Annotated in this window: 11 protein-coding genes; 5 read left to right on the forward strand and 6 right to left on the reverse strand. The window is 62.0% G+C overall.

All coding sequences use genetic code 11. The features are described from left to right. Positions 1–66 precede the first annotated feature (66 nt). The gene (locus GTP58_RS09295) at positions 67–1,215 is read left to right on the forward strand and encodes a GTP-binding protein (RefSeq protein ID WP_161077165.1); all 1,149 of its coding nucleotides are present in this window, start codon (positions 67–69) and stop codon (positions 1,213–1,215) included. A 17-nt stretch (positions 1,216–1,232) separates the two neighbouring features. Beyond that, positions 1,233–2,372 carry an esterase-like activity of phytase family protein gene (locus GTP58_RS09300; protein WP_161077166.1) on the forward strand — a complete coding sequence of 380 codons (1,140 nt, stop codon included), beginning with the start codon at positions 1,233–1,235 and terminating at the stop codon, positions 2,370–2,372. Here the strand turns inward: GTP58_RS09300 and GTP58_RS09305 are convergent. Beyond that, positions 2,277–3,605 carry an ATP-dependent DNA helicase RecQ gene (locus GTP58_RS09305; RefSeq protein WP_161077167.1) on the reverse strand — a complete coding sequence of 443 codons (1,329 nt, stop codon included), beginning with the start codon at positions 3,603–3,605 and terminating at the stop codon, positions 2,277–2,279. The genes GTP58_RS09300 and GTP58_RS09305 overlap by 96 nt on opposite strands. 112 nt (positions 3,606–3,717) lie before the next feature. On the opposite strand from GTP58_RS09305, the gene GTP58_RS09310 reads away from it, so the two are divergent. Beyond that, positions 3,718–4,050 carry a PilZ domain-containing protein gene (locus tag GTP58_RS09310; protein ID WP_161077168.1) on the forward strand — a complete coding sequence of 111 codons (333 nt, stop codon included), beginning with the start codon at positions 3,718–3,720 and terminating at the stop codon, positions 4,048–4,050. A 1-nt stretch (position 4,051) separates the two neighbouring features. Here GTP58_RS09310 and GTP58_RS09315 read toward each other — a convergent pair whose 3' ends face one another. The 3 genes from GTP58_RS09315 to GTP58_RS09325 form a co-directional block, all read right to left on the reverse strand. Further along, on the reverse strand, positions 4,052–5,455 hold the full coding sequence (locus tag GTP58_RS09315) for a PA domain-containing protein (RefSeq protein WP_161077169.1): 1,404 nt from the start codon (positions 5,453–5,455) through the stop codon (positions 4,052–4,054). Further along, positions 5,452–6,492, reverse strand: coding sequence for a choice-of-anchor J domain-containing protein (locus GTP58_RS09320; protein ID WP_161077170.1), 1,041 nt, complete (start codon positions 6,490–6,492; stop codon positions 5,452–5,454). The genes GTP58_RS09315 and GTP58_RS09320 overlap by 4 nt, the downstream gene beginning before the upstream one ends. Before the next feature lie 119 nt (positions 6,493–6,611). Further along, positions 6,612–7,001: an OsmC family protein gene (locus tag GTP58_RS09325; RefSeq protein ID WP_161077171.1), complete on the reverse strand. Its 390-nt coding sequence runs from the start codon at positions 6,999–7,001 to the stop codon at positions 6,612–6,614. 254 nt (positions 7,002–7,255) lie between these two features. Between GTP58_RS09325 and GTP58_RS09330 the strand changes: the two genes are divergently transcribed. Together GTP58_RS09330 and GTP58_RS09335 are read left to right on the forward strand one after the other, a co-directional pair. Continuing rightward, positions 7,256–9,517, forward strand: a complete 2,262-nt coding sequence (locus tag GTP58_RS09330; RefSeq protein WP_161077172.1) for an outer membrane beta-barrel family protein — start codon at positions 7,256–7,258, stop codon at positions 9,515–9,517. 14 nt (positions 9,518–9,531) lie between these two features. Then, positions 9,532–10,104, forward strand: coding sequence for a demethoxyubiquinone hydroxylase family protein (locus GTP58_RS09335; protein WP_229215471.1), 573 nt, complete (start codon positions 9,532–9,534; stop codon positions 10,102–10,104). On the opposite strand, the gene GTP58_RS09340 is transcribed toward GTP58_RS09335, so the two are convergent. Beyond that, on the reverse strand, positions 10,101–12,419 hold the full coding sequence (locus GTP58_RS09340) for a TonB-dependent siderophore receptor (protein ID WP_161077173.1): 2,319 nt from the start codon (positions 12,417–12,419) through the stop codon (positions 10,101–10,103). The two genes, GTP58_RS09335 and GTP58_RS09340, sit on opposite strands and share 4 nt — an antisense overlap. Positions 12,420–12,494: 75 nt before the next feature. Continuing rightward, the gene (locus GTP58_RS09345) at positions 12,495–12,968 is read right to left on the reverse strand and encodes a Fur family transcriptional regulator (RefSeq protein WP_161077174.1); all 474 of its coding nucleotides are present in this window, start codon (positions 12,966–12,968) and stop codon (positions 12,495–12,497) included. Between the last annotated feature and the right edge of the window lie 74 nt (positions 12,969–13,042).

The raw sequence follows: 13,042 nt of genomic DNA on the forward strand, positions 1-13,042 counted from the left end.
TGGTTGCGTTTACTTTCGAATCCGCTTAATATGCAACTCGATTGCATTAACCAAGCGAGATTTGCCATGCCCGTTCCAGATACCCGTCTCCCCGTCACCGTGCTTTCCGGCTTCCTCGGCGCCGGTAAAACCACCCTGCTCAATCACGTACTCGCCAACCGCGACGGCTTACGCGTGGCCGTCATCGTCAACGACATGAGCGAGGTGAATGTCGATGCCAGCCTGCTGCGCGACGGCGCGCAGAATGCCGGCGCCGCGCTGTCGCGCACTGAAGAGAAGATGGTCGAGATGAGCAATGGCTGCATCTGCTGCACGCTGCGTGAAGACCTGCTGCTGGAAGTGCGCAAGCTGGCCGCGGAAGGCCGCTTCGACTATTTGCTGATTGAATCGACCGGTGTCGGCGAACCGATGCCCGTCGCCGCCACCTTCGACTTTGAGGACGAAGGCGGCGCCTCACTGAACCACGTGGCGCGCATCGATACCATGGTGACGGTGGTGGATGCGCTGAATCTGCTGGCGGACTACAACAGCACCGACTTCCTGGCCCAGCGCGGCGAAACGGCTGGCGAAGGCGATGACCGCACGCTGGCTGGCCTGCTGTCGGAGCAGATCGAATTTGCCGACGTGATTGTGGTCAGCAAAACGGACCTGGTCACGCTGGAGCAGCTGGGCGACGTGCGCGCCGTGATCAAGGCGCTCAATCCCGGCGCCGACATCGTGTATGCCGAGCGTGGCCGCGTCGCGCTGCACAAAATTCTGGGCACCGGCAAGTTTGACCTGGACAAGGCCAGCCAGATGGCCGGCTGGGCGCGCGAGCTGGCGGGCGAGCATGTGCCGGAGACGGAGGAATACGGCATCGGCAGCTTTGTGCTGCGCGAGCCGCGCGCCCTGCATCCGCGCCGCTTCGATCATTTCCTCGACCAGGGTTTCCCTGGCCTGATACGCGCCAAAGGCTATCTGTGGCTGGCCACACGGCCGGAATGGGCGGTGGCGTATTCGCGCGCGGGCAAGATCGCCTCGGTAGAACCGGTGGGCCGCTGGGCGCCGCCCTACACCGACCGTGTCAACGAGGTCGTGTTCATTGGCCGCGCCATGGACCGCAGCGCCATCGAGGCCGCGTTTGCCCACTGCATACTGACCGACGACGAGCATGCCGCCGGGGTGGCCGCATGGCGTCATTTACCCGATCCTTTCCCTGACTGGCAGATCGAGTGATGGTATGATGCGGCCCCATGAAAAAGACGCTCATCACCCTCGCCTGCGCCCTGACGCTTAGCGCCTGTGCGCCCTTCCCGCGCCAGAAACCAGCTGCACCGGACACCGTATCGGGCATGCGCTTCATCGGCGAACAACGGCTGCCGTGGCGCCAGGAATTCCAGGGCACGACGGTGGGCGGCCTGTCCGGCATCGACTACTACGCCGACAAGGACGAATGGGTGATGATCAGCGACGACCGCTCGCAGTTCAACCCCGCCCGCTACTACCGCGCCAAGCTGGCTTACGATCTGCAGTCGTTCAAGTCGGTGCAGCTGACTGGGGTCAGCAGCTTCCTGCAGCCGGATGGATCGACCTATCTGACCAAGGAAGAGTACAAGCGCAAGAACGGCGTGGTGCCGGACCTGGAAACCATCCGCGTTGATCCGCGCGACGGCAGCATCTGGTACGGCAGCGAAGGCGACGTGACGCTGGGCCTCGATCCGTTCATCCGCCAGGCCAATGCGGAAGGCCACTATCTGTTCACGCTGCCGTTACCGCCGTTGTTCACGGTATCGAAAGAACACAAGTTCGGCCCGCGTAACAACCAGAGCTTTGAGGGGTTGAGCTTTACGCCCGATGGCCGCACCATCTGGGTGTCACTGGAAGGACCGATGTATCAGGACGGCCCCGAGCCGACGCCGGAACACGGCGCCGTCAACCGCATCACGCATTTCACGCGCGACGGCAAGGTGCTGGGCCAGTATGCCTATCCGCTGGAGGCCATTCCCGCCACGCCGGGCAAAGGCAAATATGCCGACAACGGCATTTCGGAAATCCTCTCGCTCAGCGAACACCGCATGCTGGTGATGGAGCGCTCTGGCGTGCAGGCCGACGACGGTTCGTACAAGGACTATGTGCGGATCTTCGAGATCGATACCGAGGGCGCCAGCGATATCCAGCAGCTGGCGACGCTCAAGGACGCCCGCTACACGCTGGTCAAAAAGCGCCTGGTGCTGGACCTCGCCGACCTCAAACTGCCGATCGTGGATAACCTGGAAGGCATGTCCTTCGGTCCCCTGCTAGCCAATGGCCATGCCAGCCTGGTGCTGATCTCCGACGATAACTTCAGCAAGACGCAAGTCACCCAGCTGCTGCTGTTCGAGCTGATCCCCTGATATCACGGGCGGCGACAGGCAGTTGTCGCAGCGGCAGCAACGTTCGAAACCGGGCAGCGGATCGCCGAAGTAATCCAGCAGCAGCTTCCAGCGGCAAAAGCCGCTTTGCGCGTAGCCGATCATGCGCTCAAGCTTTTCGCGGTCGAGTTCATGCCTGTCGTCCGGCGCCTTGCTCTTCATGAGGAAGAATTTTTGCAGGCGCGTGTCGTCGTGGTAGTACAGCAGCGTGCACGCGGCGTCGTCGCCATCGCGGCCGGCACGGCCGGATTCCTGATAGTAGGCTTCCAGATTGCCAGGCACTTGCAGGTGAATCACGAAGCGCGTATCGCTCTTGTCGATGCCCATGCCAAAGGCGTTGGTGGCGACCATGATGCGGCGCTCGCCATTCATGAACAGGTTCTGGTTTTCGCTGCGTTCAGCCGCGCGCAGCTTGCCGTGGTAGAGCGTGACGCTTTCGCCAGCGTCCAGCAGCAGCTGGTAGGCCTCCTTCACCGCCTTGACAGTGGCCGCATAGACGATGCCGACACCTTGCGTGCTGCGTACCAGTTCCAGCAGCGTGGTGTTCTTCTCTTCCGGATTGGTGACCTGCTGTACCCGGTATTGCAGGTTGGGCCGGTAAATGCCCGTGTTGACCACCCGTAACGCAGGCCGGCCCAGCTGGGCGCGGATGTCGGCGATCACGTCATCCGTTGCGGTCGCGGTCAGCGCCAACACCTGCGGCTGGCCCAGCGCTGCCAGTGCGCTGCCGATTTCCATATACGCCGGCCGGAAGTCATGCCCCCACTGCGAGATGCAGTGGGCTTCGTCGATGACCAGCAAGCCGACGCCGGTATGCTGCAGCAATTCCCGAAACTCGGTGCTGACCAGGCGCTCCGGCGTACAAAAGACGATGTCCTTGTCCGCGCCCTCGATTGCTTCCAGCGCTTCCAGCTCGTCGGCGCGCGACAGGCTGCTGTTGACTTGCGCTGCGCTGGCAATGCCCGCCTCTTCCAGCTTTTCGGCCTGGTCCTTCATCAGCGAGATCAAGGGCGACACCACCACCGTGAGGCCGTCCAGCAGGCGCGCGGGCAACTGGTAGCACAGCGACTTGCCGCTGCCGGTGGGCATCACGGCCAGCGTGTCACGCCCCGCCATGACACTGTCGATAACGCGCTGCTGCCCGTCGCGCAAGGCGTCAATGCCAAACACCTTGCGCAGCAGCCGTTCTATTTGTTTATTGATTGAGGTAGCCATGTCATCAACGTAGCAAAGAATACAAGCCTGGTATGTGCGGCAGAGCACAAAGCTGACAGGGTTGCTGCGGCATCTGTCATACTATGACTTTTAGTGGCTATCCCAAACAACGATGGACCCGAGACGAGAGCATGTTAGGCGGTTGTTGCAGGTCGACGCCTATCTCACCGATGTACATGGAGAACACAATTTGCCTGCGCAGATCATCGACATCTCGCGCATGGGCGTCGCATTTGTGAGCGACCACGCGATGCCCGCCGATGAACAGTACCTGCTCAATTTCTGCTTCCCCGGCAGCACCATCCGCAACGAGATCACGCTTACCGTGGTCAACAGCCAGGCGGTCGGCACGCACGGCCGCTTCCGCAACGGTGCGCGCTTTATCGCGATCTCGGAGGCCTGCGCCGACCGCATCGTCGATTACGTGACGACGGCACCGGCCTGACTTACCAGCCGATATCCTTCAACAACGGCAAGGTCAGGTCGTACGGCGGCTTGACCGCATGCCGCAGATCGGCGTTGATGGCTGGTTCCATCAGCAGGTTCGGCGTGGCACTGGTGTCGTAGTGCGACACCGATGACCCGGGCTGATTGGGACGTGGCGCATACATCAGCACCCGCCCCAGCGCATCAGTGCCAGCGCGCACCGCCAGGTTCACGCCGAGATTGGCGAACAGGCCGGAGTGCTTGCGTGATCGCCCTGCCAGTGCCTGCCTTAAGGCTGCGCCATCTTCTTGCGTGATACGTACGGCGGCAATGAAGATGCCGGGATCGCTGCCACCCAGCCCCGGCGGGGGCGCGCCGGCCACGTTGTCGGCAATCAGCACAGCAATCGCCCCGGCGTCCTGCGCATGGCGCACTTTGACCACGAAGGTGCAGGCGCCACGGTCGATCAGCGCTATCCTGCCCTTCACTGCCTGGGCATTCAAGGCGGAAAGCGGTGTACACGCAAGGCCGGTATCGGGCGCTGTATCAACCACGGGCATCACTTCGCCTGTCAGGCCAGGACTCGCCAGCGGCGGGCCGAAGGCTGCCGTTCCCACCTGCAGCACGCCCGATTCGGACGGTGGCGACAGGATGGTCAGCACCGGCGTGCCCGCCTGCAAAACCAGTTGCGCAGCATTGGTGACCTGCACACCGTTCCACACCAGCTTGCCCGATTTCACCGCGGACGCGGCGCGTTCCGCATTGCTCATGTCCTTCCACACCTTGCCGCTGCTGGTATCGAGCAGAAAGTAGTCCCAGATGCTGGGCACGCCGGCCAGCAGTTCGCCGGTTTCGTCATCGGTATAGGTCTGGAAGCCGAAGCCGTGTGCAAACTCGTGCAACAACACCGTGACCAGATCGGTGTTGCTGCCGTGGTTGTTATCGAGGCCAAGATAGAACGGCGAGCCAGTAAAACAGCCGGCCTGGCCGAGGTTGACATTGAAGCGCGCGCGCACGTCCGGCGTTTCCGGGTCCATGTCGAAGCCGAGCAGCTTGTTGGCTTCCGCCTTGCCAAACCAGGCGTTGGCTTGCGGCGCGCCCGGAAAATCGGAAAACACTTCCAGTGCGCCTGCGCTGCCCAGCACGGCGGCGGAGTCGGTGCACGGCAGTGCTTCCCAGGTCGCCAGCACGCGGATAGGAACGCTGCTATCCAGGCTGTCGCCCCATTGGCTGGCGGCCGCCTGGAAGGCATTGAGCCGCTGCGCCCCCAGCGTGGTGCCGGTGTTGCCACCCACCGGCGCAACCGGTGCCGGGTCATTGAAGCCGACACCTGGCGCATCGCCGTTCACAATGGTGATGGTGGCGGCGGCCCAGCTCGCGGAAGACAACAGCAGCGCCACCAGGGCAGTCATTAGCGCTTTCATTTTGTCTCTCCTTCGGCTGGCACGCAGGTTTCCGTGAGGCTGCCATCGTCGGCCTTGCGGACCATGGCGTAGCGGGCCTGGCGCTCATCCAGCATCACCCCGATGCCGCCATACGGCGGGCGGATGAGTTGCGGCCGCTGCCTGACCAGCGGCGCCGGCGTGCGCGCGGCTGCTGTCAGCAATGCGGCTTGCGCGGGGTTCGGGCCGGTGAGCTGGCCGGTCTGCGGGTCCTTGTATGCCATGAAACCGCCCTGCCCGGGATCGGCAGCGGCAGCGGCAGCGGTAGCCGGAACTTGCTGCCGCGTCACCTGCACATGGGGGAAGCTCATGACACCATGCTCGTCCGCATTGGCCACCAGCGCGCTGGCAGCCAGGCCGGTCGCGGCCAGCCATCGGCGTCGCGACCGGCCAGTGCCCAGCAGCACAACCAGGCCCAGACACAGCAAGGCCACGGTATCCGGTACCGGCAAGGCATTGACGCTGACGGTATCGATACCGACATAATTACCATTGATACTGGTGTCGTCCACGACATAGCGGAAGGCATAGCGCCCAATGGCCGGCGCAGCCAGACCGTTGACCAGGATGGTCTTGTCGAGCCAGCCGGTATCGCTGTCCGATTCAAATGCCGCCAGCATCGAGAAGGCGCCGCCGGTGCTGACATAGACTTCCATGCGGTCCAGCAGACCCTCGCCCAGTAGGCGCAAGGAGAAGTCCAGTGATTCGCCGTTGGTCAGCATCACTTCCGGCGTCAGCAGCCAGTTGCTGACAGCGCCGCCGAAGCCGGCGCTATTGAAGTTGGCTGCGATGTAGGCGTTCGCCGGCCCGGAGGCCGCCGGGAAGATCGCTGCGTTGCCCTGAAACCAGCCGGTGGTGCCCGGCGGTGAACTGCTATTGACGAACGCCCAGCCCCGCGCTGGCAACGTCGCCACATTATCAAAGCCCTCCGACAACAAGGGCACTCCCATCGCCGAGCAGCTCGCCACCAGCGCAAGCAACCCCGCCAGATGCTTAGCCAGATACTTAATCAGGTCCATATCATCCCCCAAGGAAAATACACGTCACACGGCTCACTTTGCCTTGGTTGGACAAATAGCCGGGCTAACAAGTTCCGTTGAAGATGACAATTACATTGACGGCCTGCGAGGTAGCGCGCTCAGGCGAGCACAGTGTCGATGCGCAGGCCGGCCTTGAGGGTCAGCGTGACAGGCGTTTTCTCGGCGATCTCCGCCATGCGTGCTTTCTGCGTGGCATCCACCGCGCCGGTGATCGTCAGCGTGCGGCGGATCACGGTACTGCCGTCGTCGGCGTGCGTCAGGTGCAGGTCGACGTCCACCGCGTCCACCGGCCACTGCTTGCGATCGGCATACATGCGCAAGGTGATCGCGGTGCACGAGCCCAGTCCCGCCAGCAGAAAATCATAGGGCGCCGGTCCCGCGTTCTTGCCGCCGTTGCGCTCCGGCTCGTCGCCGACCAGCGTGTGGGCGCCGATCTCCAGCCGTGTGGTGTATGTTTCTTTTCCGATATGTGCGGTGCCACGTGCCATGCTGTTGTTCTCCAGTTGCCTTACCTAAGTGTAATTTTGCTCGATTCCCGGCGTGATACGATGATTTTGTATTACCCTGAAGTGGTTTTCGCCGCGCTGGTCGCGGCGCTTTTTTTGCCTTGCCCGCGCGTGCCTTGCGCCGCTTTATGTCGTTTGTAAAGCCAAAGTAAAGAAGCGTAAATGCGATTATTTGCCAGATACCCCGCTGGTATAATGGCAACTCTACCGTATAGTGACGGTGCGCCGTCAAAACCATGCAAAAGATACTGCTTACCTGCTGCCTTACCGGCAGCGCTATTCTGCCAGCTTACGCTCAAAACACCACTCCCGAAAAGCCAGCCACAAAGCCCGCTACGACCGCCGTTAAAGCCAAAGACGCCAAAGACGCCGTCGTTCCGGAGGTAACTGTTTCAGCCGAACGCCCCACCAACCGCATCGACCGCCAGGTCTACGATGTGAAATCCGACGTCTCCAGCACCAACGGCTCCGCTGCCGATGCGCTCAACAACGTCCCCTCCGTCAACGTCGATCCCGACGGCAGCATCACCCTGCGCGGCAGCCCCAACGTCCAGATCATGGTCGATGGCAAGCCATCAGCCATGCTGCAGGGCGATAACCGCGGCCCGGCGCTGCAGGCCATGGCCGCCGACGACATCGAATCGATTGAGGTCATCAACAATCCCGGCGCGCAGTTCGGCAACGAAGCCGGCGGCGGCCCTATCCTGAACCTGGTGATGCGCCGCAACCGCAAGCCCGGCGGTTTTACCACCGTCAACGGCAATGCCGGCACTGCGGGCCGCTACAACAGCGCCGTCAACGGCAGCTACAACGAAGGCGCCTGGGGTTTCCAGGGCAGCGCCAACGTGCGCCACGATGGCCGCAACTCGGTGGCCGATGTCACGCGCGACCGCTTCGATCCACTGAGCGGCCAGTTCGTTCACAGCAGCCAGCAGTCCGTCGGCCGCGGCCTGAATGACATGGCGGGCCTGAACGGCACCGTCAGCTACAACCTGAATCAGACCGATACCCTGGCTGGCAGCGCCTCGTACAACAGCCGTACCAACGACCAGCACTCCGCTGACCATTACATCAACGGCGCCACGGCCATGATCCCGGCCAGCGACTACCAGCGCACCACGGTGCGCACTGGCGACAGCAAGAATTTCAGCTGGGGCGGCCGCTACGATCACAAAGGCGAACTGCCCGGCGAAACGCTGAAGATCGACCTGCGTGTGTCGGCATCGGAAAACGATAACGTCAGCAACTACGACAATGTATACGCCACGCCTGGCATGATCGACACGCGCGCCAACCAGCACAACGAATTCAGCACCCGCATCATCGACTTCACCGGCGACTACGAGCGTCCGCTGTGGGGCGGCACCGCCAAGGCGGGCTACAAGGTCGCCACCAACAAGAACGATTTCGACACGCTGTACACCGACATCGATCCGGTCACCGGCGTCGCCAGGATCAACAACGGCCGCACCAACAGCTACGAGCTGGATGAAACCGTGTACGCGCTGTACGGCACCTACCAGATGCGCCTGAACGAACGCTGGGGCGCGCTGGCCGGCCTGCGCACCGAATACACGGACATGGACATCCACCAGATCACCGGCGGCATCGAAGGCAAGAACAGCTACATCAACTACATCCCCAGCGCATATGCGACCTACAAGGTCAACGACAACGCCAACCTGCGTTTCGCCTACGCCCGCCGGATTCGCCGTCCCAACGCCAACGACCTGAATCCGTACGTGACCTACCGTGACGAATTCAACGTCTCGTCCGGTAATCCGAATCTGAAACCGACCAAGACCGATTCGTTCGAAGTTGGCTACGAAACCAAGATCGGCGGCCTGGAAACCAATCTGCGCGGCTACTACCGCCGCGACACCGACGCCATCGTCGATTACCGCTACTTCGTCGCACCCAACGTGCTGCTGACCACCAAGGCCAACGGTGAAGGCAGCCATTCGAGCGGCCTGGAATTCACCGTCAGCGGCAAGCTGACGCCATCGCTCACGCTCAATACCAGCGGCAACCTGGCCCGCTCGCAGCAAAGCTTCTACGACGACAGCGGTTTGCTGGTGACGCGCACCGCCAATTCGCTGAGCGGCCGCGTGCGACTGAACTACCAGTACGATCCGGCCAACCAGATCCAGATGGCGCTGCAAATGATGGGCAAGACGCTGTCCGGCCAAGGCTACCGTTCGCCCAACCACACGTTCAACATGAGCTGGCGCCACAACGTCACGCAGCAATTGAGCCTGGTGGCCAACGTCACGGACGTGTTCAACACCAACAAGATGGAAACCGTGATCAACAGCGCCACACTGCGCGAAACCAGCACCCGCCGCTTCGACGGCCGCGTGTTCTATGTTGGGCTGTCCTACCGCTTCGGCGGCAGCGGCACCTCCAACAATGAGAACCATGAACAGGGCTGGGGTCCGCGCCCGGGCGGACCTGGCGGCCCTGGTCCAGGAGCCGGCGGCCCGCCACCCGGCGCCTGATCGACGAAAAACCGATGATGACCTCATCGGTTTTTTTACGCCTGCGGACATGGTACATTGCACCCATGTCAAATCGCATACCGCTCGCTGCCCGCATCCTGAAGGTCAACCACGCCGGTGAGCACGGTGCGGTCAGCATTTACGCAGGACAGATCCTGATGGCCCGCCTGACGGCAAAGGGACTGGTCGCGCAACTGGAATCGTTCAAGTCTCACGAGGAGCGGCACCGCGCGATCTTCCTCGCCGAACTCACGGGGCGCGGCGTGCGGCGTTGCAGAAGCTACTGGTTGTGCGCGATCGGTGGATATGGTTTGGGCGTGCTGACCGGATTATTGGGCGCGCGCGCCATCGCGCAGACCACGGTGGCGGTCGAACGGGTCGTGCTGCGGCATTTGCAGCAACAGATGGTGCAACTCAAGGACGATGCGGAGGCATTGGCGGCAATCGTCGCCATCATCGGGGAGGAACAGGAGCATCACGACCTGGCTGCCGGTCATGTGAAGGCAGGCGGACCATTGGCCCGCCTGCTAGAGACCACCGTATCCGCCGCAACGGAATCAGTGATCTGGCTGGGGATGCGGATTTAGTACTTGAAGTTGGCCGTCAGCGTCGCGCTGCGGCCAGCACCGACGCCAGCGTAGTGTGGCGAAGACACTTTATCGAAGTAAGTCTTGTCCGTCAGGTTCTGGATATTCAGCTGCAACGCGATATGCTTGTTGATGTCATAGCTGGCCATGGCGTCAAAGCGGCTGTAACCCGGTGCGTACTTGGTGTTGTTGATGTTGGCGTAGACCTTGGCCACATAGTTCACGCCACCACCCACCACCAGACCTGGCAGCACGGCATACGAAGTCCACAGCGATGCGCTGTTCTTCGGCGTGGTCGGGAACACGTTGCCGTTGTATGGCGACGGCGCATACACCGGCTTGGCGGTGGTGCCGGTGTTCACGAAGCCATTGTCGGCGACGCGGCCATCCAGATACGTATAGCCGCCAAAGACTTGCCACTCTTTGGTGAGGTTGCCGCTCACACCCAGCTCCACACCCTTCATGGTTTTCTTGCCGACGTTTTGCGTCGTGCCATCCGGCGCGGTGACGCGGGCGTTGTTCATCTCGCTGCGGAACACTGCCGCGCTGATCGACAGGCGCCCACCCGGCAGCACTTCCCACTTGGTGCCCAGCTCATAGTTCTTGCTGTCCTGCGGCGCCAGGTTCTGCACTGCGCTGCTCAGGCCATCCAGGCCGTCGCCAGCATCGTTACCCGGCGGAGTCGAAGAAGTGCCGTACGAAACGTAGATGCTGCTGTTGGTCGAAGGCTTGTACACCAGGCCCGCCTGGTGGTTGGCGAAGTTGGCGTTGACTTCCGCATGCGATGCGGCCGTCGTTGTGCCGCTCAGCGTGTACATCGGCACATCCAGCACGCTGCGGTAATCATCCCAGCGTACGCCCAGATTCAGCAGCCATTGCGGCGTGAATTCAACGGTGTCAAACACATAGGCCGAACGGGTGTTGGTCACGATGGTATTGCGTGCTGGCGATACGCTGCGCGTGTAGACCCAGGGATCGTTCGGATTCGGATTGATGGTGGTGGTGCAGTTGTACAGCGTGGCGGCGCCCGATGTTGGGCAGGTGGTGGTGCCGGTCAGCGGATTGTTGGTGCCAGGCATGAACAGGTAACTGCTGCGGTCCGTGTTTTCGCGGCTGATTTCCAGACCCGTCGTGTAGCTATGCTTGATGCCCGCAGCGACAAAGCTGCCGGTCAGGCTGGAGGCGTTGGCCAGCGAATCGGTGCTGGCGACACGCGTGTTGGCGCGGCGCCATACGGTGCCGTACAACATGGTGTTGCCCTTCGAATCGTCGGGCTGGGTCCAGACGTAGTCGTTATCCGATTTGCCGTAACGCGTTACGTTGCGGAACACCATGCCGTTGGCGAAATCATGGCGCACGTCGATGGTGCCGATGTCAGTCTGGGTTTTGCGGAAGTCGCGGTTCACCAGGCCATAGAAGGTATCGCGCGGTACGCTGATCGGCGTACCATCGCCGTTCTTGCTGACATTGGTGCCGCTGGTGAACGGATTGTTGAACGGGATGCCGGTATCCGGCAGCTCATCCGACTGCATGTGGTAATAGCTCAGGTTAACCTTGGTGCTGGAGTTCATGCCAAAGCTGATGCTTGGCGCGATGCCCCAGCGGTTGCCGTTGATCTCATTGCGGCCGGCGACATGGGCGTCGTGGGTCATCAGGTTCAGGCGCACGGCCACATCGTCGTTGATGATGCGGTTGATGTCGGCCGTGGCGCGGCGATATTGCGCCGATCCCAGACCCACGCTGGCGTTGGCGAAGTTTTCCGCTTTCGGCGTCTTGCTGATCAGGTTAATGCCGCCACCTGCCGACGAACGGCCGCCGTAGGCCGAGTTAGGGCCTTTCACCACTTCGATCTGCTCCAGCGAGAAAATCTCGCGCGACTGCGAGCCGCTGTCGCGAATGCCGTCGATGTAAGTGTCGGTCTGCGCGTTATAGCCGCGGATGAACAGGTTGTCGCCGACAGGATTGCCGCCCTCGCCCGCACCAATCGTGATGCCGGGCACAGTGCGCAGTGCGTCGGTCAGCGACACGGCGCCCGTCTGCGAAATCACTTCGGAGGTAATCACGGTCACGGACTTCGGTGTATCCAGCAGCGGTGCGGTGAACTTCTCGCTGGCCGAACGGGTCACCTGAATGTCGCTGGCGCGGCTGGCGCCGACCACAACTTCCGGCAGCTTTTGCGGCTGGTCCGGGGCGGCTTCCGCCTGCACCGCGAACGGCATGGCCAGCGTGGCCAGTGCGGCAACGTGCATGCGGCTCAGTTTCAGCGAGTCGTGTTTGCGGCTTTTGATACCCGCATTTTTCTGTATTGATTTCATCGTCTTCCGTAGATCGGTTTTGGTTACTGGCTGGCGGCGGAGCGTGGCTCCTGGCTGGCTATTGGGGCAAAAAAGTCAGGACTTCCGGGCTTGCGGCACGCAGGTCCGGCAGCGCGCAGGGATGTTGATTTCCGGCGGCAGCAGATAACCCTCCATCACTGCGACGTTGGCCAGCTGCGCAGCCAGCGTGCCATCGGCAATGCGCTGCTGGCGTCCACAGACGTCGCAGCGGAAGGTGTAAGCGCGGCTCTGCGCAGCTTCCGCCTGGATCGAATACACGGCCTTGACGCCACCGGAGCTGAGCTGACGGTCGCGATGTACCAGGCCATCATCTTCCATCTGCTTGAGGATGCGGTAGACGGAACCAAGGCTCACGTCCTCGCCGGTATCCAGCAGTTCGCGGAACACCACTTCAGCGCTGATCGGTTCGGGATGGCGCAGCAGCACGGCGGCCACGCTGGTACGGGCGCGCGTGATCCGCAGCGGCGATTTGCGCATCCATTCCCGGACGCGTTCCCGCTGTGCTGATTCATCCTGTGGCTGCGGCATGTGCTACTCCCTACGCTTTTCGATAGTCCTATACCTACCTTGCCAAGCGAGATACAAAAAAGGGAACCGCGAAA

The organism is Duganella sp. CY15W (assembly GCF_009857555.1).
In the GTDB taxonomy this organism is placed as follows: domain Bacteria; phylum Pseudomonadota; class Gammaproteobacteria; order Burkholderiales; family Burkholderiaceae_D; genus Rugamonas; species Rugamonas sacchari.